The organism is Plantibacter sp. MPB07 (assembly GCF_046619465.1).
Lineage (GTDB): Bacteria > Actinomycetota > Actinomycetes > Actinomycetales > Microbacteriaceae > Plantibacter > Plantibacter auratus.
Genome location: NZ_CP177043.1, coordinates 1,575,113 through 1,599,403, shown reverse-complemented (window position 1 = coordinate 1,599,403; position 24,291 = coordinate 1,575,113). Strand labels below are relative to the sequence as shown.

Annotated in this window: 21 protein-coding genes; 10 read left to right on the top strand and 11 right to left on the bottom strand. The window is 69.8% G+C overall.

Annotated features, from left to right (window positions below; translation table 11 throughout):
• Positions 1-7 precede the first annotated feature (7 nt).
• Positions 8-595: a DNA-3-methyladenine glycosylase I gene (locus ACLIME_RS07510; protein ID WP_411558554.1), complete on the bottom strand. Its 588-nt coding sequence runs from the start codon at positions 593-595 to the stop codon at positions 8-10.
• Positions 592-1,140 carry a methylated-DNA--[protein]-cysteine S-methyltransferase gene (locus ACLIME_RS07505; protein ID WP_411558553.1) on the bottom strand — a complete coding sequence of 183 codons (549 nt, stop codon included), beginning with the start codon at positions 1,138-1,140 and terminating at the stop codon, positions 592-594. Before ACLIME_RS07505 ends, ACLIME_RS07510 begins: the two co-directional genes overlap by 4 nt.
• Positions 1,141-1,248: 108 nt before the next feature.
• Between ACLIME_RS07505 and ACLIME_RS07500 the strand changes: the two genes are divergently transcribed.
• Complete coding sequence (locus tag ACLIME_RS07500; protein ID WP_411558552.1) at positions 1,249-2,217, top strand: aldo/keto reductase; 969 nt, start codon at positions 1,249-1,251, stop codon at positions 2,215-2,217.
• Between the two features lie 9 nt (positions 2,218-2,226).
• Here ACLIME_RS07500 and ACLIME_RS07495 read toward each other — a convergent pair whose 3' ends face one another.
• Positions 2,227-4,041 carry a BCCT family transporter gene (locus ACLIME_RS07495; protein WP_411558551.1) on the bottom strand — a complete coding sequence of 605 codons (1,815 nt, stop codon included), beginning with the start codon at positions 4,039-4,041 and terminating at the stop codon, positions 2,227-2,229.
• A gap of 215 nt (positions 4,042-4,256) precedes the next feature.
• On the opposite strand from ACLIME_RS07495, the gene ACLIME_RS07490 reads away from it, so the two are divergent.
• Entirely contained in the window at positions 4,257-5,318 is a 1,062-nt protein-coding gene (locus ACLIME_RS07490; RefSeq protein WP_161578601.1) for a glycoside hydrolase family 6 protein, read from the top strand.
• Positions 5,319-5,373: 55 nt separating this feature from the next.
• A complete protein-coding gene (locus tag ACLIME_RS07485) occupies positions 5,374-6,312 on the top strand; it encodes a response regulator transcription factor (protein ID WP_411558550.1) in 939 nt (312 codons plus the stop codon).
• Positions 6,313-6,376: 64 nt separating this feature from the next.
• Here the strand turns inward: ACLIME_RS07485 and ACLIME_RS07480 are convergent, their stop codons facing one another.
• Positions 6,377-6,754 carry an Hpt domain-containing protein gene (locus tag ACLIME_RS07480; protein WP_079707183.1) on the bottom strand — a complete coding sequence of 126 codons (378 nt, stop codon included), beginning with the start codon at positions 6,752-6,754 and terminating at the stop codon, positions 6,377-6,379.
• On the bottom strand, positions 6,751-8,247 hold the full coding sequence (locus ACLIME_RS07475; protein WP_411558549.1) for a glycosyltransferase: 1,497 nt from the start codon (positions 8,245-8,247) through the stop codon (positions 6,751-6,753). Before ACLIME_RS07475 ends, ACLIME_RS07480 begins: the two co-directional genes overlap by 4 nt.
• A gap of 199 nt (positions 8,248-8,446) precedes the next feature.
• Between ACLIME_RS07475 and ACLIME_RS07470 the strand changes: the two genes are divergently transcribed.
• Positions 8,447-9,085: a hypothetical protein gene (locus ACLIME_RS07470; RefSeq protein WP_236555493.1), complete on the top strand. Its 639-nt coding sequence runs from the start codon at positions 8,447-8,449 to the stop codon at positions 9,083-9,085.
• Between the two features lie 19 nt (positions 9,086-9,104).
• Here ACLIME_RS07470 and ACLIME_RS07465 read toward each other — a convergent pair whose 3' ends face one another.
• From ACLIME_RS07465 to ACLIME_RS07455, 3 genes are all read right to left on the bottom strand, one after another.
• On the bottom strand, positions 9,105-10,277 hold the full coding sequence (locus ACLIME_RS07465) for a diguanylate cyclase domain-containing protein (RefSeq protein ID WP_079707181.1): 1,173 nt from the start codon (positions 10,275-10,277) through the stop codon (positions 9,105-9,107).
• Positions 10,274-12,010 (bottom strand): sensor histidine kinase, encoded by a 1,737-nt coding sequence (locus tag ACLIME_RS07460; protein WP_159879183.1) that lies wholly within the window; start codon positions 12,008-12,010, stop codon positions 10,274-10,276. The genes ACLIME_RS07465 and ACLIME_RS07460 overlap by 4 nt, the downstream gene beginning before the upstream one ends.
• Before the next feature lie 74 nt (positions 12,011-12,084).
• Complete coding sequence (locus ACLIME_RS07455; protein WP_064295326.1) at positions 12,085-12,567, bottom strand: Lrp/AsnC family transcriptional regulator; 483 nt, start codon at positions 12,565-12,567, stop codon at positions 12,085-12,087.
• A 193-nt stretch (positions 12,568-12,760) separates the two neighbouring features.
• Between ACLIME_RS07455 and ACLIME_RS07450 the strand changes: the two genes are divergently transcribed.
• Both ACLIME_RS07450 and ACLIME_RS07445 read left to right on the top strand, forming a co-directional pair.
• The gene (locus tag ACLIME_RS07450) at positions 12,761-13,555 is read left to right on the top strand and encodes a PP2C family protein-serine/threonine phosphatase (RefSeq protein WP_229939081.1); all 795 of its coding nucleotides are present in this window, start codon (positions 12,761-12,763) and stop codon (positions 13,553-13,555) included.
• 91 nt (positions 13,556-13,646) lie between these two features.
• Positions 13,647-16,697: an FtsK/SpoIIIE domain-containing protein gene (locus ACLIME_RS07445; RefSeq protein ID WP_411558548.1), complete on the top strand. Its 3,051-nt coding sequence runs from the start codon at positions 13,647-13,649 to the stop codon at positions 16,695-16,697.
• A gap of 31 nt (positions 16,698-16,728) precedes the next feature.
• Here ACLIME_RS07445 and ACLIME_RS07440 read toward each other — a convergent pair whose 3' ends face one another.
• Both ACLIME_RS07440 and gabT read right to left on the bottom strand, forming a co-directional pair.
• Positions 16,729-17,733 carry an asparaginase gene (locus ACLIME_RS07440; protein WP_411558547.1) on the bottom strand — a complete coding sequence of 335 codons (1,005 nt, stop codon included), beginning with the start codon at positions 17,731-17,733 and terminating at the stop codon, positions 16,729-16,731.
• Entirely contained in the window at positions 17,730-19,103 is a 1,374-nt protein-coding gene (gene gabT, locus ACLIME_RS07435) for a 4-aminobutyrate--2-oxoglutarate transaminase (RefSeq protein WP_411558546.1), read from the bottom strand. The genes ACLIME_RS07440 and gabT overlap by 4 nt, the downstream gene beginning before the upstream one ends.
• Positions 19,104-19,185: 82 nt before the next feature.
• On the opposite strand from gabT, the gene ACLIME_RS07430 reads away from it, so the two are divergent.
• Entirely contained in the window at positions 19,186-19,668 is a 483-nt protein-coding gene (locus ACLIME_RS07430) for an OsmC family protein (protein ID WP_086473942.1), read from the top strand.
• A gap of 21 nt (positions 19,669-19,689) precedes the next feature.
• Here ACLIME_RS07430 and ACLIME_RS07425 read toward each other — a convergent pair whose 3' ends face one another.
• Complete coding sequence (locus ACLIME_RS07425; RefSeq protein ID WP_159879177.1) at positions 19,690-20,502, bottom strand: lysophospholipid acyltransferase family protein; 813 nt, start codon at positions 20,500-20,502, stop codon at positions 19,690-19,692.
• A gap of 146 nt (positions 20,503-20,648) precedes the next feature.
• Here ACLIME_RS07425 and ACLIME_RS07420 point away from each other — a divergent pair, with 146 nt between their 5' ends.
• From ACLIME_RS07420 to ACLIME_RS07410, 3 genes are all read left to right on the top strand, one after another.
• Positions 20,649-21,647, top strand: a complete 999-nt coding sequence (locus tag ACLIME_RS07420) for an FKBP-type peptidyl-prolyl cis-trans isomerase (RefSeq protein WP_079707174.1) — start codon at positions 20,649-20,651, stop codon at positions 21,645-21,647.
• Between the two features lie 35 nt (positions 21,648-21,682).
• Positions 21,683-22,762: a 1-deoxy-D-xylulose-5-phosphate reductoisomerase gene (locus tag ACLIME_RS07415; RefSeq protein ID WP_411558545.1), complete on the top strand. Its 1,080-nt coding sequence runs from the start codon at positions 21,683-21,685 to the stop codon at positions 22,760-22,762.
• A gap of 85 nt (positions 22,763-22,847) precedes the next feature.
• Entirely contained in the window at positions 22,848-24,182 is a 1,335-nt protein-coding gene (locus ACLIME_RS07410; protein WP_079707172.1) for a M50 family metallopeptidase, read from the top strand.
• The last annotated feature ends 109 nt before the right edge of the window (positions 24,183-24,291 follow it).

Genomic DNA, 24,291 nt, shown 5'->3' with positions numbered 1-24,291 from the left:
CTCCGGATCAGGGAGTGCTCTCGGAGCGCCAGCAGCCGACGAGGTGGTCGTCGACGAGGCCTCCGGACTGCATGAGGGCGTACATCGTCGTCGGGCCGACGAACCGGTAGCCGCGCTTCCGCAGGTGGGCGCTGAGCGCGGTGGACTCGGGGGTCACCGCGGGGACCTCCGTCCACTGGGCGAACCGTGCGGGCCGTGGCGGGGGAGCGAAGCTCCAGAGGAGCTCGTCCAGGTCGTCGCCCAGCTCGAGGGCGGTGCGGGCATTGCCGATGACCGCGTTGATCTTCCCGCGGTGCCGGATGATCCGGGCGTCGTCGAGCAGGCTCTCGACATCCGCCTCCGTCATGGCTGCGACGGAGTCGAGGTCGAATCCGTGGAACCGTTCCCGGAAGGCCGGCCGCTTCCGGAGGATCGTGATCCAGGAGAGCCCGGCCTGGAACCCTTCGAGACTGATCTTCTCGAAGACCTGCCGCTGTCCGTGGAGCGGCACGCCCCACTCCTCGTCGTGATAGCGCTGGTACTCCGCGTCAGTCCCCGCCCAGGCGCAGCGGGTCAGGCCGTCGGTGCCGACGATGGTCGGGGAGGCTGGACTCATCGGCGGTACGGGATCCCTTCGTGGTCGAGGAGCCAGCGTTTGGTGGCCGGTCCGTCTCCGCCAGAATAGCCCGTCACGATCCGCCCGGTTCCGAGGACGCGATGACAGGGGATGAGGAGCGCGATGGCGTTCGCCCGAACCGCCTGGCCGGCCGCCCGGCCGCCCTGCGGGGCACCGGCCGTGGCCGCAAGGGCGCCGTACCCGATGGAGTCGCCGAACGGCACCTCGCCGAGCGCCGACCAGACCGCCTGCTGGAACGGCGTGCCGGTCGTGACGAGCGGGAGGTCGAACACGGTGCGTCGTCCGCGGAAGTACTCGTCGATCTGCTCCGCGGCGTTGAGGAGGACCGCGGTGGGGCGTTCGGCCACGCCGTCGAGGGGGAGTCGCCCGTGGTGCTCGAAGCGCACGGCTGAGACCGCGTCGTCGACGGAGCGGAGCTCGATCCGTCCCACCGGCGTCGGCATCCGGAGGAAGCCCTCGGCGGCCGGGTCGACGATGGCAGAGCAGGGGAGTACGGGATCGGTGACGGTGAGGTGTGTGGTCATGCACCGAGCGTAGGAAGCCCGTGATCGGCGCGATGCGTCACACGGCCGTGGCCGCGACGTCAGGGGCCGACGGGTGCCTGTGGAGGACGGTCGGGTTAGCCTGGATGCATGTCTGATCTCAGCTATCGCCCACTCGGTCGCAGTGGCCTCCTCGTCTCAGCGGTCGGCATCGGTTGCAACAACTTCGGACGCGAGGGCACGGTCACCGAGAGCCTGGACGGCACGCGAGCCGTCGTCGACGCGGCCATCGACGCGGGGGTCACCCTCTTCGACACCGCCGACATCTACGGCCGGGAGTACGGGCTGAGCGAAGAACTCCTCGGGCAGGCGATCGCCGGGCGGCGGGATGAGATCGTGCTCGCGACCAAGTTTGGCCATGTGGACTACGAGAGCCCGATCCCGAACTGGGGTGCCAAGGGCTCCCGTCGCTACATCCGGCTCGCGGTCGAAGGTTCGCTCCGCCGCCTGGGCACCGACTGGATCGACCTGTACCAGCTGCACACGCCAGACCCGTTCACGCCCATCGAGGAGACGATTGCGGCCCTGGACGAGCTCGTCCACGAGGGGAAGATCCGCTATGCCGGCCACTCGAACTTCGCCGGTTGGCAGCTGACCGAGGCGGACTGGGCGGCTCGCACCGCCGGCCACCCCGCCTTCGTCTCGGCCCAGAACGAGTACAGCCTGCTCGTCCGGGGCGCGGAGCGCGAGCTGTTCCCGGCCATGCGCGCCGCCGGTATCGGCTTCCTCCCGTACTTCCCGCTCTACAACGGTCTGTTCACGGGGAAGTTCTCCCGCGACGGCGGGCCGGCCGACAGCCGCATCATGCGCCAGCGCAAACACCTGCTCGACACGGCGCCCTGGGACGTGATCGAGGCCTACCAGGCCTTCTGCGACGAGCGCGGCATCTCCATGCTCGAGGCGACCTTCGGCTGGTTGCTCGCCCAAGACGGGCTCACGAGTGTCATCGCCGGTGCGACCACTCCGGAACAGATCCGCGCGAACGCCGCGGCCGGTTCGGCGTGGTCGCCGACCGCCGAGGAAGCGGCCTGGATCTCGGACCGCTTCCCCGTCGGTTGAGCCGCCCGGTCAGTCCTTCGAGCGGCGCTGCTTCGCGTCCTGCTGCTGCGGGTCAGTGGACACCGCCGATGATCCCGGGGTGTCCGGGGACGCGAGCTGTCGGAGGTCGAGCTGGGCGGTCATCGTGCCGAAGTGCTCCGTGACCTGCTCCGAGACCTGATCGGACAGCTGTTCGCTCACGTCGGCTGAGACACTCTCGGTGAGCTCTGCGGCGAACAGACGGCGCTTCGCCCGCTGCTCCCGTCGCACCTCGATCCCGAAGGCCTTGAACGACGAGATGCACATGAGGATGATCACGACGCTGAAGGGCAGCGCGGTGATGATGGCCGCCGTCTGCATCGATGCGAGACCGCCGGCAATCAGCAGCGAGATGGCCAGGAGGCTCGTCACGAGCGCCCAAGCGATCCGCACTCGGTTCCGCGGTTCCGTGCCGCCGGTGGTGAGCATGCCCATCACGAGCGATCCCGAGTCGGCCGAGGTCACGAAGAACAGGAGGATGAGCAGCAGGGCACCGACGGTCGCGATCGATCCGCCGGGGAGCCCGGCGAGCATGTTGAACAGGGCGGTGTTGAGATCCACCGGGCCGTCGGCGCCGCTGAAGTCACGGCCCTCCAGCGACTGCATGATGGCGGTGCCGCCGAGCACGGCGAACCAGAGGAAGGTGACGAGGGTCGGGACGAGCAGGACGCCGAGCACGAACTGCCGCACGGTGCGTCCCTTCGAGATGCGGGCGATGAAGACGCCGACGAAGGGCGCCCACGACATCCACCAGCCCCAGTAGAAGGTCGTCCACGAGGACTGCCAGGCCTCGCCCGCAGCACCCTGGTACGCGGAGACGTTGAAGGTGAGCCCGACCACGTTCTGGAGGTAGGCGCCCATAGCCTGCACCCATTCGCGGAGGAGGAACAGCGTCGGGCCGGCGAACAGGACGAAGAACAGCAGCAGCGCCGCGAGGACGAGGTTGGTGTTCGAGATCCACTTCATGCCCTTGTGCACGCCGGAGACGAGGGAGAAGATCGTGACGCCGGTGATCACGAGGATGAGGATGACCTGCGTGACGATGTTCGGTTCGGCGATGCCCGTGTACCCGAGCCCCGCGGAGATCTGCAGCACACCGAGGCCGAGCGAGGTCGCGACGCCGAACACGGTACCGATGACGGCGATCGCGTCGATCGCATTGCCCCAGCCGCCCTGCACGCGCTTGCCGAGCAACGGCTCGATCGACCACCGGATCGACATCGGGCGCCCCTTGCGATGCACGGCGTACGCCAGCGCCACACCCACGACCGCGTAGATCGACCAGGCGTGGAGTCCCCAGTGGAGATAGGTCTGACTCATGGCCTGCTGGGCCAGGGACTGCTGGGAGCCCGTGACCCCGGGGCGCGGCTCGAGGAAGTGTGTGAGCGGCTCACCGACACCGTAGAAGACCAGGCCGATCCCCATCCCGGCGGCGAACAGCATGGAGAACCAGGACAGGAGCGAGAACTCCGGTTCGTCGTCGTCCTTGCCGAGCTTGATGTCGCCGAACTTCGAGACGGCGAAGACGATCGCCACGATGACGAACCCGGCGACGAGCAGGACGTAGTACCACCCGAGGCCTCCGATGATCCCGGACTGGATGGCGTTGAAGACGGACTCGGCCTGTTTCGGGAGCAGGATCGAGAACAGCGCGACACCGAGGATGACCACGAGGGCCGGCCCGAGCACCCAGGGGATGACCTTCGCGGGGGCGTCACCAGCCGCCGCGTCGGAGGTGGGGATGGTCTTCGTGCTCACGTGTGCGCTCCTCGGGCCGTGCGGGCGACCCTGCGTCGCCACGATCATCAAGGGTAGGGAGCCGCGGCGATCCGGACAACGTTGCGCAGCGGGCCCTGGTGTGCAGTCCGGCGTGCGCGCTCGTCGACCGGCTGGGCGGTCCCGGACGCGTCGGTGCCTCTCGGACATCGCGCCCACCCCCACTCGGGGCACGGATTCGAGCGAATCGGCACCGTGGCGAGGCTTTGTCGGGCACAATTGCGGATGACCATGCAGGAGGATCCGTGCCGAGAACGCCCCGCGACCGACGACGTACCCGGACGGCCGTCGCCCTCGGCGTCGTCGCCGTCCTCCTCGCCGGCGGTGCGCTCGCGGTGTCGCTCGTGAGCCGCGTCCCGAACGCCGCTGCCGGCCCGTTCGACGGAGCGCAGTTGTACGTCGATCCGTCCTCGCTTGCCGCCCGAGCCGCCGCAGCCGATCCGGCGGCCGCGACCGAGGAACCGACGAGTTCCGCCACGGCCGGGACGAGCGGCGGTTCGAACGGCGACCCGAGCGACGTCGCCCAACAGCTCGCGGCGGCGGAGCGGCTCGCGGCGGAGCCGACCGCGATCTGGCTCGTGCCGGAGCGCTACCCGATCGGAACCGTCCGGGACACCGTCTCCGAGGTCGTCCGGTCCGCCGAGCGCTCCGGGTCCATGCCGGTCTTCACGGTCTACGGCGTGCCGGAGCGGGACTGCGGCAACCAGTCCGCCGGTGGGTTGTCGAGCGACGAGTACCAGGACTGGGTCGCCGAGATCGTCGCCGCCGTCGCGGATCACCGCGTCGCCGTCATCCTCGAACCGGATGCCGTCGCGCTCGCGCCGGACTGCGGTGACCGCACCGCGCGGATGCGGCAACTTGCAGCCGCGACCGAGCAGTTCGCGGACGCATCGGTCCCCGTGTACCTCGACGGCGGCCACTCCGACTGGCGACCGCCCGCCGAGATGGCCGAGCTCCTCCGGGAGGCCGGTGTCGCCGACGCAACGGGCTTCGCCACCAACGTCTCCAACTACAACACGACCGAGGACGAGATCGCCTATGCGGAGGAACTGAGCGGCCTCCTCGACGGCGCCCATTACGTGATCGACACCTCTCGGAACGGCAGCGGCTCGAACGGCGAATGGTGCAACCCGTCCGGCCGGACGGTGGGGCAGCAGCCCCTCACCGCGCAGGCCGAACACCTCGACGCGAACCTCTGGGTGAAAGCCCCCGGCGAGAGCGACGGAGCGTGCAACGGTGGCCCCCTTGCTGGGGTATGGTGGCCGGAGCAGGCCGTGCAACTGGCCAAGGGATTCAGCGCGTGGTGAGTCGGCAACGGCTACATCCGGCACGTCGCTGACGGGTGGAACGGGTAGGGGCATCGTGACCGAAGAGCTGAGCGAACGTCGGACCGCGGTCGTCATCGAAGACGACGCGGACATCCGCCAACTGCTCGAGACCGTCCTCGAGCAGGCCGGCTTCGAGACCGTGTCCGCCGCGAACGGTCTGGACGGCGTCGAGGCGGTGCGGAGGCACAACCCCCTCGTCACGACCCTCGACGTCAGCATGCCGGGTATCGACGGCTTCGAGGCTGCCAAGCGCATCCGCGCCATCAGCTCCACCTACATCGTCATGCTGACCGCCCGAGGTGACGAGATCGACACCCTGCAGGGCCTCGACTCCGGCGCCGACGACTACATGACCAAGCCCTTCCGTCCGCGCGAGCTCCGTGCCCGCATCGAGGCGATGCTTCGTCGGCCTCGCGCGAACGGTGATGCTCCGGCCGTCGCCGCGGCGGCACCGGCGCAACCGGCTCCGACCGTGGTCGCGCCGGCTCCCGTCGCTCAGGTCGCGACTCCGCCGCTGCAGCAGCAGGTGTCGTCGCCCGACCCCACGATCGTCCACGAGACCGTCGCGCGTCATGCCGCTCCCGTCGGTCAGTCGGTCGTCCCGATCATCATGCAACCGGCCGCCGCAGCGCCCGACGACGGCGAGGGGTGGCTCGTCCACCGCGGTCTGAAGCTCAGCTCGGCCACCCGCATCGTCGAGGTTGACGGCGCCGAGGTCGACCTCACGCGGAGCGAGTTCGACCTGTTGCAGGCACTGATGGAGTCCCGCCGTCGAGTGCGCAGCAAGGCGGACCTCGCGCTCATGCTCCGTGGCGAGAGCTACATCACGGCCTACTACGTCAGCGAAGCCGACAAGCGTGCGATCGAGGTGCATCTCGCCAACCTGCGACGGAAGCTCGCGGACAGCACCGTGGCCCCGCGGTTCATCGAGACGGTGCGCGGTGTCGGCTACCGCATGACCTCCGACGACTGAGACCACCGCGGTCCCGACCGCGACGGAGCCTCGCCGGCGACCAACGACGCCTGGTGGACGGAGCTCAGGATTCCGCTGCGTCTGCCGCGTCGAGTTCGAGCAGCCGTTCGCAGCTGCGACGGCCGACCTCCTGGAGGGCGGTGTGGATCTCGCGCGCGCGTTCGAGTCGCCCCAGCTCGATCGCCTGGAGACCGGCACTCGCGAGTCCGGCCACCCCGATCACGCCGAGCATGACGCTGGAGGATCGGATGCTGAGGAGGACGACCTTGGACTCGTCGGTGTCGTCGGCGTCGAGTGCCGCTCCCAGGCGCGCCAGACGGGTGGGCCACATCTCGACATAGGTCTGGACGAACCGACGACGACTGCGCAGGTCGCCCGAGAGTTCTCGGAGCAACCTGCGCAGTTCGTCGGCGTCGACCGTGCCCGGGTCGGGGGACGTCACACGCGGTAGCCGCGCTGACGACGGATGAGCTTGCCGAACATGCTGAGCGTCTGCAGCACGGTGATGACGCCGAGGACCGGCCAGCCCGCCCAGAGGATCGTAGACTGGACGACGGGAGAGAGCTGGGTCCAGGCGGCGACGATCGCGATGATGGCGGCGAGGACGAACAGGAGCGGCGCGAGGTGCGCGTTGCCCGAGCCGCGTTCTGCCTTCGCCTGCTCAGCCCAGTTGTCGACCTTCTTGTTCGACGCGAACTTCGACCAGGCACGGATGAAGTGGCCCATTCGGATCCACATGTAGAACTCGGCCGGGAAGATGAGGACCGCGAAGAGGATGTCGCGGGCGTTCCGCTTCTTCATCGACAGCGCGATGCGCAGGTTGAGGAAGATGGCGACCAGCGGCGGGATGAGCCACACGGGGCTGAACACGAACGCGTGGATCGACAGCGAACCGGCGAGCAGCACGACGAAGAGGATGCGCGTGACGATGTTGAGGAGCATCTCCGCGTTCTCGAGCCACCGCAGTCGCAAGTTCGGGTGGAACGGCTGCCCCTTGGTGTCGCCGCGCTGGCCGGGCCACATGAGCTCGATCGCGCCGTAGTTCCACTTCACCTGCTGGGCGTCGAGGGAGCGGACCGTGGTCATCCCACCGACGTCGGCACGGGCGCGGGCGCTGATCTTCGTGAGGTAGCCGGCGCTCTTGATCTGCAGCGACAGGAGCGAGTCCTCCACCTCGGAGTCCTTGACCCACGGGGTGGACTGGTGGTTCTGCTCCATGGCGTCGCGCAGGGCCTGGACGGAGAAGATCGAGTACTGCCCGCCGAGCACGGCCATGTTGCGGCCTCGGAGCATGTTCTGCATGTTGAACGCGGCGAACTGCGTGCGCTGGCCGGCGATGAGGAACGCCGGGACGAGCTGCTTCTTGAACGGCTCGTCGTCGATCGAGAAGATCGCGGAGATGCCGCCGATGCGACTGTCCGAGACGATCTCGGCTTCGAGCGACTCGATCGCGGTCGGGTCGGCGACCGTGTCACCGTCGACACCGAGCAGGTAGTCGTAGCCTTCGACGAGCGTGAAGCCGTAGTTGAGCGCGCCCACCTTCTTGTCGGGGTTCTTCCCGATGTCGTGGATGAACACCTCGGTGAACTGCTCGTAGCCGTCCTCGTCGACCCGGGAGTGCGGGCCGGCGTAGGGCGCGGCGACGTCGACCGACCGGTCCGTGGTGTTGTTGATGACCACGTGGATCACATCGGGCATCCGCGTCTGCTCGAGGAGGGACGCGAGCACTGCCGGCAGCGACTCCTCCTCGTTGTAGGCGGGGATGATGCACCCGATGGTCGCGCGGTACTCGGGGAGCGAGTTGACCGAGTCGATGAATTCGTTGGCATACGCTTCAAGTTCGGGCGCGAGAAGCGGCTGCGTCTGAATGTACCGAGGGTCAGGCTGCGGGGCGTTGGGCCGAGAGCTGTCCGGTCGCGCTTCGAGTTCTGACATCAGGGGTCCTGTTCCGAGTGGGTCGAGTGCAACGGTTCGCGCTGCAGTTGCAACTCTGCCGCGTTGGGCGCGGCTTTCGCGCGTGAATGCGATAGCGTCGGCTCAGGATTTCCTCAAGATTCGCGCTGGCCCCAGTTCGTGGGTCATACGGACCCTCCAGGGTCACTCGATCATCCCTCCGACACCCGCCAGGAGCCTCATGTCGAACCACCCAAGCCCGGTCCGGAACCGGCACGTCAGGCACGCCCTCCAGGCCGCGACCGCCGCCGCGCTCGTCCTCGGGCTGAGCGCCTGCGGGACGCCTCCGTGGGAGGAGCCGGGCGCGCAGCCGACCAGCTCGCCGCGCGTGTCGAAGACGCCGAGGCCGACGGTGAGTGCGATCACCAACGAACTCGCGAGCGGGAGTGCCAAGCACACGCTCACGGCGGGCTCCGCCACCCTCACGGTCGACTACTGGTCCACACTGTCGATGGACGCGTGGACCGCGGACGTCAACAAACCGGTGAGCTTCTCGCTCAGCGGCGTGCTCAACCCCGACGACCTCCAGGCGCTCTATCTCTCGCGGGTGACGCTCACCACGACCGTCCACGGACCGAAGGGGCAGCTGGAGTCGCCTGCCCCGTTCACCGACCAGTCGACGGTGGCACCGGGGTACCTCATCAAGGCACCGTACAGCTACAGCCAGACGTTCGTCCTCCCCGAGGTGGACAGTGCCGCGACCGGCGTCACCTTGACGATCACCTACGAGCTGCTGGTGCAGGCGACGCCGACGTCCGCCGAATATGCGAAGCAGACTGCGGTGGACACCCTCACCATCGCGATCGCCCCGCCCGCCTGACCGAGCTCGAACCGATCCGTCAGCGGCCCGTCGGCGACGACGAGGCGAGGACCGTGCGGTTCCCGCCGGACGCTGCAGCACGCAGGCTGGCGTCGCTGGCGGCACGCGTGAGGACGGCGACGTCGTACCCGAGGTAGTCGGTCAGAGCGATCCCGATGCTGGCCGTCGGGCGCAGGCGCGGCGTGGTCTCGACGGGGTGGTCGAGCAGGCCGTCCTGGATGCCCTTGGCCGCCTGGAGCGCGACGTCGGCGTCCGTTGCGGGGGTCGCGATCAGGAGACACCCCGCGCCGTCCTCGCCGATGTCGGAGAGCGTCGGGCCGTACCGACGGACCGAGGAGATGAACCCTTCGGCGACCTCACTGCTGAACGCCGCTCCGAACGCCGTCTTCATCTCATCGAGGTCGTCGAGCCGGACGTGGAGGATCGCGAGCTGCTCGTCATGGAAGTTCGCCCGTTCCAGCCAGTCGTCGACGATCCGGACGAAGGACTCCTGGAGGAGGACGTCGTCGCCCGTGTACGCGACGATGCTCCCGTGCCGTCGGCTGGCGGGTGCGGCGCGCTCGGCCCGCAGGACCGAGAGCACCACGGTCGCGACGATGAGGAGCGCGATGAGCAGCAGCGAGGCGGCCACGGTCCCGAAGAGCGTCGTGAACAACGAACCGTCCGGCCCCTCCACGAGGAGTGCGACCAGCCGAGCCGCGAAGAACGCCGACGCGATGCCGAGCACGATGGTGAAGCCACGGGTGGTCGGGTTGTCCCGCATCGCGCCGACGAGCGTCTCAGCCGCGCCGAGGCCCGCGAAGAGGGCGATGCAGAGGAACGTCGCAGGCGCGCCCGCCCAGGGGCCTCCCGAGGGGCCGGCGGCGAGCGCGGCGACGATCGTGACCGCCGTCCCGATGAGTGAGACCCAGAGCAGACTCGATTTGCCGTTGAAGAGCCGCGCGCCGGACCACAGGGCGGCGATGCTCAGCACGTATCCACCGTTCCCGGCGGCGATCGCCCACCAGGCCTCCTGGCTCAGGGCGCTGACGACGTAGGAGAAGCTGGTGAACATCCCGGCCATGTAAGACACGGACCACACCCTCCCGCTCGCGTCGTCCTTCCGCATGAAGGTGTTGACGATGAACGTCGCGCCGCAGACGAAGATGACGAGCGCGTTGATCACCGCGACGGTCTGGCTGTCGAAGGTCATTCGGTCCCGCCTCTCGGAATACGGACGACCGCGGTCGTGCCCTCACCGAGCACGCTGTGGACGGTGAGGTCGCCGCCGTGCAAACGGACGATGTCCCGACTGATCGCGAGGCCGAGACCGCTGCCGTGCACCGTGGAGTTGCGGACGAGGTCGGAGCGGAAGAACCGCTCGAAGAGCTTCGGTTGGTCCTCCTCGGAGATGCCGATGCCGGTGTCCCGCACGATGACCCAGGCGGTGTCGCCCTCCGCGGTGACACCGACGCTCAGCTCGCCGCCGTCCCGGTTGTACTTGATGCCGTTCGAGAGCAGGTTGTCGACGACCTGCCGGAGACGGAACGGGTCGGCGAACAACGGCACGGCCTCCTCGTCGTGGCGCACGATGGTGATGCTCCGTTCGGCGGCCACGTGCGCCAACGACTCGACCGAGCGGTCGACGATCTCCCGCAGCTCGCACTCGGAGCGTTCGAGCACCATGGTCCGGTTCACGTCGCGGGAGGCTGCGAGGATGTCCGCGATGAGTTCGAGGAGTCGATCGCCGTTCGTCTGGGCGATCGTGAGCTGCTTCGCGACCCGCGGTGGGAGCCCCGGGTCGTCGAGCGCGAGGTCGAGGTACCCGAGGATCGACGTCAGCGGCGTCCGGAGCTCGTGCGACACGGAGGCCACGAGGTCGTCCCTGGCGCGGATCGCGTTGATCTCGCTCGTGACGTTGCGTGAGACGAGCACCGTGCCGTCGTAGCCGCCCTCGTGGTCGTAGAGGCGGCGGGAGGTGAGGGCGAGGGCGATCCGCTCGGTACCGGGGGCGCCGAGCCACACCGTGAGGTTCTCGAACTCCTCACCACGGCGTGCACGGATGTACGGCTTGTCCTGCGGCTGGAGGAGGGTCAGTCCGTCCTCGGCCCACACCGGGAGTGCGGGATTGACGTCGGACAGCTCGCCGACCTCGTCCTGCAGCCGCGTCTGGAACCGGTTGACCATCGCCCGGGCTCCGATGCGGTCGAAGCGGACGACGCCGAAGTTCACGGCGTTCAGGATCTCCGCGAGGCGGCTCTCCTGGTCCTGTGCACGCCCCAGGGCGGTCTCGAGCTGTCCGGCCTGCTTGTTCAGCAGCACGCGCTGTGCCTCCGTCCGCTTCGCGGTCATCGCGGTGGAGACGGCGACGAACGCGAGGACCGTGGGCAGGATGACGAGCGCCGGCAGGTTGGCGATGGTGATGTCCCCCGGGGTCATCGCGAGTGATGACCAGCTCGACGTGCAGACGAGCACGATGGCGGTCACGGCACCTGCGAGGCCGAAGGCCGTCGCCATCCAGATGGTCGGGAAGACCCAGAGGAGTCCCGCGCCGATCAGGGGTTCGCCTTGCCGGATGAGCGCGATGGCGATGATGTCGAGGATCGGGAGCGCGATGAGGAGCCGCGGCACCTGGTGCCACGGCACGATCGGCGCGAGCGCCGTCGCGATGAACGCCAGGATCACCCCGATGTAGAAGAGGACGGAGTTGTCGTCGACGCCCTGGAACAGGAGCGTGGCGAAGAGGATGGCGACGACCGCGAGGCCGAAGAGCAGCTGTGGGAAGGCGCTGTAGCCGGTCATCCGGCCGACGCGTCGTGGGACCTCGACCGCGTGCGGGCCCGTTCTCGTGGGCCCGGTGTCCGCGAGACCGGGTGCCGAGGCGGTGTCACCCGACGCCGACGGGCCGGACGGGGGAGTCCGTTCTCCGATCGGTTTCGCGGGCATGGGTTGAGCGTACCTCTGTCGGGGGTGGCGGAACGTGATACTGGGGACGGCTTGCGCCGGTGCGGGGATCCCCTCTAGCGGGTGCCCCAGTCGTAGAGCTGCTTGTGCAGGCGCAGGTAGACGAAGGTCTCCGTTCCGGAGACACCGTCGACGGTGCGGATCTCGTCGTTCAGCAGCGCGATCAGTTCCTCGTCGTCCTCGCAGACCACTTCGACCAGCAGGTCGAAGGAGCCGGCGGTCAGGACGACATAGTCGACGGCCGACAACGCGGACAGGCGGTCCGCGACCACGCGGGTGTCACCGGTCACCCGGACGCCGATCATCGCCTGTCGGGTGAAACCGAGCTGCATCGGGTCGGTCACCGCGACGATCTGGATGACGCCGGACTCCGTGAGTTTCTGCACCCGTTGCCGCACCGCGGCCTCGCTGAGTCCGACGGCCTTCCCGATCTCGGCGTAGGAGCGGCGTCCGTCGGTCTGGAGCTGCTCGATGATCGCCTTCGAGGTGTCGTCGGGCGGCGCCGCCTTCGCCGGTGCATCGGAGCTCGCTCGTGTCATGCGTCGATCATGACAGCGTGGACGGGTCGCGGCAAGCGGATCCGCAGGACCGACCGACCCCGGCGTCCGGATCCGTCGTCGCCGATCCCCGGACGGAATCCGCCGAGCCGGGTGGGGCGGTCCTGCGGTCGGCCGGTACCGTACTATCGTCGAGGGTGCATCAGCCACCGCCAGCCGTATTAGAGGAGCAGACGTGACCGAGCACGGGCAACGGATCGTCACGCTGCCCGGCGGGCGTCGAGTCTCACTCGCGTGGGCCGGCATGACCGATGTCGGCAAGCGACGCGAGTTGAACGAGGACGCCTTCGTGGCGCTCCCTCCCGTGTTCGCCGTGGCCGACGGCATGGGTGGGCACTCCGCCGGCGAGGTCGCGAGTGCCGCGGTCGCGCACCGCCTGACCAAGGCCACCGAGGGAGCCGAGATCCTCACCGTCGACGGCCTCGTCGACGCGCTGCGCATGGCCGTCGCGGACATGATCGACACCGCGGAGGAGGGCGAACTCGGCATGGGCACCACCGTCACCGGTGTCGTGCTGACGGCCGACGAGGGCGAGGGTCGCGTCGCGGTCTTCAACATCGGCGACTCCAGGGTGTACCGGCTGCAGGACGGCGAGCTGGTCCAGGTCACCGAAGACCACTCGATCGTCCAGGAGCTGATCCGCGCGGGAGCGATCAGCCCGGAGGAGGCGGAGTTCCACCCGAACAGCAACATGATCACCCGGGCCGTCGGACCGTCGGACGACCCCGTACCTGACGTCGAGCTCTTCCCGATCGAGACCGGTGCCCGATGGCTCGTCTGCTCGGACGGGCTCACGAAGGAACTCACCGACCACGGGATCTGGTACTTCCTGACCGAGGGGGCCACGCCGGTCGACGCGGCCGAACTCCTCCTGCGTGCCGCCCTCGACAACGGCGGACGCGACAACGTCTCGGTCATCGTGCTCGACATCGCGGCGGTCGACGAGAGCGTCGAGCAGCCCGCCTCCTGAGCCCGCTCCACAGCCGCTGCTCGCGCGGGCTTCGCGCCCGGTCGGACCGTCCCGTCAGCCGGTCAGGGCCGCAGGGTGCTCCACTGGAGCCATGAGCCCTTCGGACGTGACGCCCTCCGCGACCACCTCGCACCGGCCCGCGACGACGCCGGCCCGCCTCCGTGCCCCCAGCCCGCCGGCAGAGCCGCCCACCGGGTCGCTCCCGATCCTCGCAAGTCTCGCCCCGGTCGTCGGGTCGGTCGCCCTGTTCGCGATCACCGGCTCACCCGTGACCCTCGTCTTCGCCGCGCTCGGGCCCCTCATCGCCGTCGCCGGCTACATCGACGCACGCTGGACCAGACGTCGGCGCGGACGGCGGGCGCGCGCGGCGTATGACGCTGCGGCGCAGGAGCTGGAGCAGGACATCGCGCGAGCACACGTCGAGGAACGCGAGGAACTGCGAGCACTCCACCCTGCCGGTCGGCTCCTCGGGGTCATCGACGGACCCGATCGTGCCAGGTGGCGGGTACCGGAGGCCCGCCGCACGCTCGTCTGCGTCGGGCGAGGGGAGACGAGGAGTGCCGTCCGAGTGGACGCGGGGGCGGACGACGACCGATGGGAGTGGGCGGCACGGCTGTCCGAGGCGCCGGTCGTGGTCGAGGCGGTCGAGGGGATCGGCATCGTCGGTGGGAAGGTGTTCGCGCGCGCGGTGGCCCGCAGCATCCTCCTGCAGCTCGCCCGACAGCTCCCGCCGCAGGCAGCGCAGTTCTCCGGTGAGCCCGCGGCTCCCGACGACCGCACCTGGGCGTTCCTCGAGGACCTCCCGCACCGTGCGGTCTCGGACCCCGCCGACCCGATGCCCGGTGGGCGACCGGCGGAGCCGACCCTCGTCTCGGTCGTCGAACGCTGGGAAGCGGTCGGGTCCGCCGCGGGGCGATCGGGAGGACGCCCGCCGACCGGCGGTGTACTCGTCGCCCTGTCCGACACTGTCGAGCTCATCCCCACCCGCTGCCGACACCTGCTCGTCCTCGATACCGACGGCCAGACCGTCCTCGCCGACGGTACCGGCGCCTCCACGTCCGTGCCGGTGTCGCCAACCCTGCTCGCGGAGGCCGAAGCGGAACACGTCGTCGAGGCGCTCACCGCCGCCGCACTCACGACGGGGGAGTCCCCGACCCTCTCGAGTCTGCCGACCGACGTCGCCTTCGCGCAGGTGCATCCGGTGCGGGGCCGTCGCCCGTCGGTGGGATCCGACTGGCGGCCCGATGCGCTCCGGGTCGCCGTCGGCACCGGCGTCGAGGGCGTGCAGCTGCTGGACCTCGGAGCGGACGGACCCCATGCACTGGTCGGCGGCACGACCGGGAGCGGCAAGAGCGAGCTGCTCATCACCTGGATCACGGCTCTCGCCGCGCAGTGCTCGCCGCAGGAGCTCTCCCTGCTCCTCGTCGACTGCAAGGGCGGCGCCTCCTTCCAAGCGGTGGAGACTCTGCCGCACGTGGTCGGGATGGTGACCGACCTCGAACCGGGAGCGGCGGACCGCGTCGTGTCGAGTCTGCGTGCCGAGCTGCGCCACCGCGAGCGTGTGCTCGCCGGACACGGGGCGCGGCACCTGCTCGACCCCGTGCTCCTGCCGGAGCATCGCCCGGCACGGCTCGTCGTCGTCGTCGACGAGTTCCAGGCACTGCTCGACGCGAGCCCGCACCTCCATCAGGTGTTCGCCGACCTCGCGGCCCGCGGGCGATCACTCGGCCTGCATCTGATCCTCTGCAGTCAGCGTCCTGCGGCGGTCGCCGCCGACGCCATCCTCGCGAACTGCACGCTCCGCCTCTCGCTCCGGGTCACCTCGCGCCCCGACAGCGCCGCGATCCTCGGTGTGCCCGATGCGGCCGCGATCCCGGCCGGAACACCGGGCCGCTGCATCGTCTGGAACGGAGACCGACGACTCGTGTTCCAGTCCGCGGTCACCACGTCCGACGACATCCTCGCGGTCCGTGAGCGCTGGCGCGACGCGCCTGCACCTCGGCGACCATGGCTGGACCCCCTGCCGGCACGCCTGGCCTTGAGCGCTGTCTCGGCGATCGAGGCGGGACGTGCCGGAGGCTCGGAGAGCACCGGTGTCGACTGTCTTCCCGGGGAGGGTATCGTGTTCGGCCTCGCGGACCTCCCCGAGGAGCAGGCACAACGCCCCGCGGTGTGGTGTCCGGAGCACGACGGCTCGCTGCTGGTGCTCGGCACCGGACGTTCCGGTCGAACGACCCTGCTGGACACGCTCGAGGTCGGCGCGCGCGATCGCTTCCGCGTGGAGCGCGTCGGCCAGGATGCCGAGCAGGCCTGGGACACCGTCATGGCGCTGTCGGATCCGCTCCGCCCGACCGAGCGCACCCTCCTGCTGGTCGACGACGTGGAGTCGCTCCTCGCGACCGCCGGGGACGAGCACGGCGCCGCCCTCCGCGATGCGCTGCTCGGCCTGCTTCGAGACGGGGGACGCCGCGGGATCAGCGTCGTCCTCGTCGCCTCCCGGCTCGGTGGTGTGGTCCACCGGTTCTCGGCTCAGCTGAGCAGCACGCTCGTCCTCCGCCTCGCCGATCGGCAGGATCATCTCGTCGCCGGCGCACCCGCCTCCTGCTTCGATCCACGCCGACCCGCCGGCCGCGCGCACTGGCAGGACTCGGAAGTGCAGATCGCGCTCGCTCCACCGTCGCAGGCGTCACCGTCCTCTGCGCCCGGGGTCCACCGCTGGCGACCGAGCCCGCAACGCGCGACCGTCATCGTCACGCGCGCGACCGGAGCGGTCCGGGCGATGCTGCAGCGCTCGACCGGGACGGAGCGACGCGTGCGGCTCATCGAACCGGCAGCGCAGCTGTTCCCGTCCGCACCGCTCGCGGGCGTCGCGGGCGTCGAGAGCGACGTCCTGGAGGACGACGCCGCGATCGTCGTCCTCGTCGACCCCGAGACGTGGCTGTCGGGCCGGTTGGTCGTCGGGCGAGACCTTCCGCCGAGCACAGCCGGTGCCGACCTGGTGGTCCACGGCTGCTCCGCCGCCGACTTCCGGCAGGTGACCAGGAGCCGTGAACTCCCCCCGCTCCTCGGCTATGCGAGCGGCCGTGCCTGGTGGTGGCGGGCCGGACAGGAGGCGATGCGTGTGGACCTGCTCGGCTCCTGACCCGAAGCGGCCGAGGCTGTCGGCCGGGCGGTCAGACCGCGGTGACGGCGATCCGGCCGACGACGGCGGCTCCGCCGTGGATGGCCAGGTCGAGTTCCGGTTCGAGGGCGTCGACGGCGGCCGCATCGAGCGCCCCGACCGAGACGAGCAGTCGGAGGGCGACGATCGTCGACGCCCGGAGCGAGCCGTCGAGGACCTTGAGCGCGACGGTCGCGCCGCCGGGTGCCGACATCACCATCACGCCTTCCGCACCGAGCTTCGCGAACAGGCCGAGGCGTTCGATGACGAGCGTGTTCGCCCGGCCGGGTCCGTCGAGTGCCCAGCCGTTGGCGAGCACCGCCGCCGTGAGCAGCCCGGCGTTCCGGTACAGGGCGAACGGCGAGGTGGGGGAGGAGTTGACGACGCGTCCGATGCCACGTGCGAGTCCGGTCAGGGAGATCGCGTACACCGGAGCCCCGCAGCCGTCGACCCCGCTCGCGGCGGGCTTCTCGCCGGTGAAGCGCTCGACGGTGTCGCGGACGGCGAGCTGCAACGGATGGTCGGGCTCGAGGTACGTCGCCTGGTCCCACCCGTTCTGAGCGCAGGCGAGCAGCATGGCCGCGTGCTTCCCGGAGCAGTTCATGTACAGGGGGCTCGTGCCGAGGCCGTCCCGGACCAGCTCGTCGCGGGACGCGCGATCACCGGGCCAATCGGCCGGGCACTGCAACGCCGAGTCTTCGATCCGAGCCCGGCCGAGCATACTGCGCACGACCTGGACATGCTTCCGGGTGCCCGCATGGCTCGCGGTCGCGAGCACGGCCTGAGCGCCCTCGAGGGACACCCCGGCGTTCATGATCGTGATCGCCTGGAAGGGCTTGAGGCACGAGCGGGGGAAGACCGGTGCGTCCGGTGCTCCGAGGCTCGCGAGGACCTCGCCCTCGGGCCCGAGGACGATCGCCGATCCCGCGTGTCGTGACTCGATGAAGCCGCTGCGCTCGACGACGGCCAACTCCACCGCGTCCGCGACGTGGAAGGTCTGGGGGACCGTCGTGCTCACAGTGCTGCGAGCGCCTGATCGATGACCGTCATCGCGTCCGCGATGAGCTCGTCGGAGACGGCGAGGCTCGGGAGGAAGCGGAGGACGTTGCCGTAGGTGCCGGCGGTGAGGACGAGCACGCCCTGCTGCGCGGCGGCTGCGGCGATGGCGCTGACGGCGGCCGGGTTGGGCTCCTTCGTCGTCGAGGCGGTACCCGGCTGGACGAGTTCCATCGCGATCATGGCGCCGATGCCGCGGACGTCGCCGATGATGTCGTACTTGCCCTGGAGCTCGAGCAGCGCCGCCGTCAGGGTGGCACCGATGCGATCCGCTTCGGCCAGGAGTCCACGGGACTCGATCGACTCGAAGACCGCGACCGACGCGGCACACGCGACGGGGTTACCGCCGAAGGTGCCGCCGAGCCCGCCGGGCTGGCTGGCGTCCATGATCTCGGCGCGCCCCGTGACCGCTGCGAGCGGCAGGCCGCCGGCGATGCCCTTCGCGCTCAGCACGAGGTCGGGGACGAGGCCGAAGTGCGAGCTCGCGAAGTACTCGCCCGTGCGCGCCATGCCGCTCTGGATCTCGTCGGCGATGAACACGACGCCGTTGGCCGTGCACCACTCCTGGAGCGCGGGGAGGTAGCCCTCCGCGGGGACGACGAAGCCGCCCTCGCCCTGGATCGGCTCGACGACGAGGCATGCGAGGTCGGGGGCACCGATGCGCTTCTCGAGGTAGGCGATGGTGCGGGCCGCAGCCGCAGCTCCGGACAGGCCGTCGTGGTAGGGGTAGGAGTTGGGGGCGTGGTAGACGTCGCCGGCGAACGGACCGTAGCCGGTCGCGTAGGGGGCGGCCTTGTAGTTCATCGCCATGGTCAGGTTGGTGCGACCGTGGTAGCCGTGGTCGAGCACCGCGACAGCCCGCCGACCGGTGTACTTGCGAGCGATCTTCACGCCGTTCTCGACCGCCTCGGCGCCCGAGTTCACGAGCACCGACTTCTTCGCGAAGTCGCCCGGGGTGTGCTCGGCGAGCAGCTCCGCGACGCGCACGTACTCCTCGTAGGGGGTGATCGTGAACAGGGTGTGCAGGACGTCGGCCGCCTGGTCCTGGACGGCGCCGACCACGGAGGACTCCGTGTGGCCGATGGTGGTGACACCGATACCGGCACCGAGGTCGATGAACTGGTTGCCGTCGACGTCGACGACGATCGCGCCGTGCGCGCGCTCGATGTACACCGGGAGGACACTCGACACGCCATCGGACACGACGGCGGTCCGGCGGGCGTGCAGCGCCTGCGAGCGCGGGCCCGGGACGCCCGTCACGATGCGACGCTCCTGCGTCACGCTGGGGGCGGAGGCGGTCGTCTGGTCCGTGGTGTCGAGCGTGTCAGTCATAGTCCTCCAGCGTAGCGCGACCTCCCGACAGCGGGGCCGCGAACGCGGGCCGCGGCGGAGAGGCCAGTGGGATACTGGTGGCATGATCACGGGCCACCACGACTACACCATCGGCGTCCGCTGGGACGGAGACCTCGGGACGGGCACGAGCGGGTACCGGGACTACTCCCGGGAGCTCACGGTGACGGCCGCCGGGAAGCACGACCTCGAGGGCTCGGCCGACAAACCGTTCCGCGGCGACCCGGGTCGATGGAACCCCGAGGAGCTGCTCCTCGCGGCCCTCGCCCAGTGCCATCTCCTGTCCTACCTGCACGTCGCCGTGACCCTCGGTGTCGTGGTGACGGCCTACACGGACGACGCTGTCGGGACCATGGTCGAGGACGGCGCGGGCAGCGGTGCGTTCACGGAGGTGGTCCTGCGTCCGCAGGTCACGGTCGCCGATGCGTCGATGGTCGAGGCGGCGCGAGCCGGGCACGCCCGCGCGAACGAGCTGTGCTTCATCGCCAACTCGGTGAACTTCCCGGTCCGTCATGAGCCGACGATCGTGGTCGCGACGACCACCTGAGGAGTGGACCGACGCCGCGGCTCAGAGCCGTTCCGGGCGGAAGGCGCGCTTGATGCGCTCGACGGTGTCGGCGGGCGGCGACTCGTTGTAGGCGTTCGCGAGCTCCTGGCCAGTGAGGGCGTGGATCGCCGCCATGATCTCGTCCGTCGCCTTACGTCTGGCGCGTCCTGAGGTCGCCGGGCCATGGTGGCTCACGTCGATGGGTTCACCGAAGATCACCGTGACCGGTTTGAACTTCGGGATCGTGGTGCCCACCGGCATGAGGTCGTCGGTGCCGATGAGGCCCACCGGGACGACCGTCGCGCCCGTGGTGAGTGCCAGCCAGGCGACACCGGTCCTGCCGCGGTACAACCGTCCGTCGAGCGACCGGGTGCCCTCGGGGTAGATGGCGAAGGCCTCGCCGCTCTCGAGGATCCGGCGTCCCTGGTCGAGCGCCTCCTGCGCCGCCTGCCCGACGCCACGTTCGACCCCGACCGCGCCGATCGAGGTGAAGAAGGTGCGCGAGACCCAGCCCTTCAGACCGCGTCCGGTGAAGTAATCGGACTTCGCCAGGAACTGCACCCGTCGTGGCGCGCTGATCGGGATCGCGATGCTGTCGATGAACGAGAGGTGGTTGCTCGCCAGGATGACCGGCCCACGCTTCGGGACGTTCTTCCGGCCGATGATCTTGGGGCGGTAGAGCAGCTTCGCCGTCGTGTTCAGGACGGCTCGTCCGAAGTAGTAGACGACACCGGGTTTCGAGGGCGTGGACACCGTGTCGTCCGTCGACGGTTCGACCGTGGTCTGGTCGGAGGGTTCCTGGGCGCGTCGCTGCGTCTGCTCCTCATCGGCCATGCGCACGACTGTACCCGGCGACGCATGCGCGACCCGGCATACTCACGTGTGACCACCCACCGCGGATGTTCGGCGCGCTGTCAGCCAGCATGGAGCCTGGTGGGTGAAACTGGACCGACCCCTCAGCAACGACCGAAAGTTCCCCTGTGCGCAAGAGCCTCTGCCTTCTGGCCGTCATCGCGTCCCTCGTGTCGCTGACCGCGTGCAGTTCGGCGACGTCGCAGTCGCAAGCGCTTCCCAGTCCGGGGGAGTGCGCCGACACGAGCGCAGGCAAGGCGTCCAAGGCGATCAGCGTCAGTGGCGACTTCGGCTCGATCCCCGAGGTCACCTTCGCGAAGGGCACCCTCGCCGCAGACACGACCGAACGCACGATCGTGGCCAAGGGCGACGGAGAGCGGGTCGATCCCGGCGACACGACGTTCGTCGAGATGTCGATCTACAACGCCGTGACCGGGTCGATCGTCGCGCAGACCGCCTACGGTGCGAGCCCGGCGACGGCGATCGTGGTCAACGACCAGAAGTACCTGAAGGGCCTCGTCCGCGCCGTCGAGTGCACGAACGTCGGATCCCGCGTCGCGGCGTTCGTCACGGCGGGCGACGGGTTCGGTTCCGCAGGGTCGAGCGACGGCACGGTCCAGGCCGACCAGCCGCTGGTCGTCGTGGCCGACGTCCTCAGCACGGTGCACAGCGACGCCAAGGCGGACGGCGTCCCGCAGGAGCCCGTCGCCGGGATGCCCGCGGTCGAGCTCGACACCGCCGGACGACCCACGGTCACCATCCCCGAGGAGCCCGCTCCGGCCGATCTCCAGGTCGCGGTCCTCAAGCAGGGCGACGGAGCGGTGGTGCAGCCCGACGCCGAGGTCATCATCAACTACCAGGGTGTGAACTGGCGGACCGGCGAGGTCTTCGACGAGAGCTGGGGCAACGGACCGACCAACTTCCAGCTGTCCGCCGTGGTGAAGGGCTTCTCGAGCGCCATCGCCGGCCAGCACATCGGATCGCAGGTCATCGCCGTCATCCCACCCGACCTCGGGTACGGGCCGAGCGGCGGCAACAGCCAGGCGGGCATCGAGGCCGACGACACCATCGTGTTCGTCATCGACATCCTCGACGCGAGCAGCACCACGGCTCCCGCCGCGGGCTGAGCGGCCCGCACCGCCGCCGACGTAGACTGACCGCCGTGAGACGCGTCATCATCCTCGGATCAACCGGCTCGATCGGCACGCAGGCACTCGACGTCATCCGGGGTGACCGCGACCGCTTCGAGGTCGTCGGCCTGACGGCCGGTTCGAACGCCGAGCTCCTCGCCGAGCAGGCCGCCGCCTTCCACGTCGACGACACGGCCTTGGGCGCGGCCGACGCCGAGCGGCTCATCCGCAGCGTCGACGCCGACGTGGTGCTGAACGGCATCACGGGCTCCATCGGGCTCGGCCCGACCCTCGCGGCCCTCGAGACGGGCAGGACGCTCGCGCTCGCGAACAAGGAGTCGCTCATCGTCGGTGGTGACCTCGTGCGGCGGATCGCGACACCCGGCCAGATCGTGCCCGTGGACTCCGAGCACTCCGCGATCGCCCAGGCGCTCCGTTCCGGCACCGCCACCGAGGTGCGGCGGCTCGTCCTGACCGCATCGGGAGGACCGTTCCGCGGACGGGACCGCGCGTCGCTCGCCGGCGTCACGCCGGCCGAGGCGCTCGCCCACCCCACCTGGGACATGGGTCTCGTCGTCACGACGAACTCGGCGACCCTCGTCAACAAGGGTCTCGAGGTGATCGAGGCGCACCTGCTGTTCGACGTCCCGTACGACCGCATCGAGGTGACGGTCCACCCGCAGTCGATCGTCCACTCGATGGTCGAGTTCATCGACGGTTCCACCATCGCCCAGGCTTCACCGCCCGACATGCGGCTCCCCATCTCCCTCGGGCTCGACTGGCCCAACCGGGTCCCAGGCGTGGGCGTCCCGCTCGATTGGACCTCGCCCCAGCAGTGGACGTTCGAGCCCCTCGACCACGAGGCCTTCCCGGCGGTGCGGCTGGCAAAGCTCGTGGGCGGACAGGGCCGCACCTATCCGGCCGTGTTCAACGCGGCGAACGAGGAGGCCGTTGCGGCCTTCCACGCGGGTCGGCTGGGCTACCTCGGCATCCTCGACACCGTCCGCGCGGTCGTCGACGACCACGAGGCGCCCGAGGGCGAGCTCACCCGGGAGGCGCTCGCGGAGGCCGAGCGCTGGGCGAGGGCTCGCGCGCAGCAGCGCATCGGCTGACCTGCCCGTCCATCGTCGGAAGCTTCCGAGCGGCCGTACAGCCGGCGTGCAGCCGGCGACCCGACCGCGCGAGTAGGGTTACGCCGTGGAATCCGTCCTCCTCTACCTCCTCGGCATCGTGATCGTGCTCGTGGGCCTCATCGTGTCCATCGGGCTGCACGAGGTCGGTCACCTCGTGCCCGCGAAGCTGTTCGGCGTGCGGGTCACCCAGTACATGATCGGCTTCGGTCGCACCATCTGGTCGCGCCGCAAGGGCGAGACCGAGTACGGCGTCAAGATGATCCCGCTCGGCGGCTACATCTCGATGATCGGCATGTTCCCGCCCAAGCAGCCCGGCGGTGCCGCCCGGAACGCCAGCACCGGCTTCTTCGACACGCTGGTCCAGGACGCGCGGGAGGCGAGTGCCGACACGATCGGCGCCGGCGACGAGGAGCGCACCTTCTACCGGTTGCCCGTCTGGAAGCGGATCGTCGTCATGCTCGGCGGGCCGTTCATGAACCTCGTCCTCGCCGTCCTGTTCATCGGTATCGCCGTGTCGGGGTTCGGCGTCCCGCAGCAGAGCAGCACGCTGACCTCGGTGTACGAGTGCGTGTTGCCGTCCACCAGCGACCGCCAGAGCTGTGCAGCTGGGGATCCGCAGGGTCCGGCGGCCGCCGCGGGTTTGAAGCCGGGCGACACGATCCTCTCGATCGACGGCACCCCGATCTCCACCTTCGCCGAGATCTCCGCGGCCGTGCAGGATTCGCCGGGCAAGCCGTTGGCCCTCGAGGTCGCCCGCGGAGAGCAGCGACTCGACCTCACCCTGACGCCGCTGCTGCTCGAGCGGGACGTCGTCGACGCCGAGACCGGCAAGATCGTCACGAACGCCGACGGCTCGGCGAAGACCCATGAGGTCGGCTTCGTCGGCATCACCCCGCAGCAGCAGATGGTGGCGCAGCCCGTCACCACGATCCTGCCGACGGTCGGCGACACGATCGCCCGGACCGCCAACATCATCCTGAACCTGCCCCAGCGACTCATCGACGTCGGGCAGGCCGCGTTCGGATCCGGCGAGCGCGACCCCAACGGGCCGATGAGCGTCGTGGGCGTCGGACGGGTCGTGGGCGAGGTGGTCAGCCTCGACGAGATCCCCGTCGCGTCGAAGGCGGCGACCGTGTTCGGCATCCTCGGGTCGCTCAACGTCGCGCTCTTCGTCTTCAACCTCATCCCCTTGCTGCCCCTCGACGGCGGGCACGTCGCAGCAGCGCTCTGGGAGGCGATCCGTCGCCGCTTCGCGAAGGTCTTCCGACGTCGCGACCCGGGACCGGTGGACGCGGCGAAGCTCATCCCGCTCACCTTCGGCGTGGTGATCGTCCTCGGCGGCATGAGCGCGCTCCTCGTGTACGCCGACATCGTCAAGCCGGTCAACCTCTTCGGCTAGGCCGACGCGACCGGAGCCCGCGGGACCGTCCCATCCCGGTACGGCCGTACTCCCCGGGGAGTACGGTGCAGGCTCCGTGCGGGCGACGCGGCGGCTCCGACCCGCGAGT

What these genes read in the sequence shown, in the direction of transcription:
- ACLIME_RS07510 (WP_411558554.1), bottom strand. Translation starts at nt 595, where the DNA reads ATGAGTCCAGCCTCCCCGACCATCGTCGGCACCGACGGCCTGACCCGC.
- ACLIME_RS07505 (WP_411558553.1), bottom strand. Translation starts at nt 1,140, where the DNA reads ATGACCACACACCTCACCGTCACCGATCCCGTACTCCCCTGCTCTGCC.
- ACLIME_RS07500 (WP_411558552.1), top strand. Translation starts at nt 1,249, where the DNA reads ATGTCTGATCTCAGCTATCGCCCACTCGGTCGCAGTGGCCTCCTCGTC.
- ACLIME_RS07495 (WP_411558551.1), bottom strand. Translation starts at nt 4,041, where the DNA reads ATGATCGTGGCGACGCAGGGTCGCCCGCACGGCCCGAGGAGCGCACAC.
- ACLIME_RS07475 (WP_411558549.1), bottom strand. Translation starts at nt 8,247, where the DNA reads ATGTCAGAACTCGAAGCGCGACCGGACAGCTCTCGGCCCAACGCCCCG.
- ACLIME_RS07470 (WP_236555493.1), top strand. Translation starts at nt 8,447, where the DNA reads ATGTCGAACCACCCAAGCCCGGTCCGGAACCGGCACGTCAGGCACGCC.
- ACLIME_RS07465 (WP_079707181.1), bottom strand. Translation starts at nt 10,277, where the DNA reads ATGACCTTCGACAGCCAGACCGTCGCGGTGATCAACGCGCTCGTCATC.
- ACLIME_RS07460 (WP_159879183.1), bottom strand. Translation starts at nt 12,010, where the DNA reads ATGCCCGCGAAACCGATCGGAGAACGGACTCCCCCGTCCGGCCCGTCG.
- ACLIME_RS07455 (WP_064295326.1), bottom strand. Translation starts at nt 12,567, where the DNA reads ATGACACGAGCGAGCTCCGATGCACCGGCGAAGGCGGCGCCGCCCGAC.
- ACLIME_RS07445 (WP_411558548.1), top strand. Translation starts at nt 13,647, where the DNA reads ATGAGCCCTTCGGACGTGACGCCCTCCGCGACCACCTCGCACCGGCCC.
- gabT (WP_411558546.1), bottom strand. Translation starts at nt 19,103, where the DNA reads ATGACTGACACGCTCGACACCACGGACCAGACGACCGCCTCCGCCCCC.
- ACLIME_RS07430 (WP_086473942.1), top strand. Translation starts at nt 19,186, where the DNA reads ATGATCACGGGCCACCACGACTACACCATCGGCGTCCGCTGGGACGGA.
- ACLIME_RS07425 (WP_159879177.1), bottom strand. Translation starts at nt 20,502, where the DNA reads ATGGCCGATGAGGAGCAGACGCAGCGACGCGCCCAGGAACCCTCCGAC.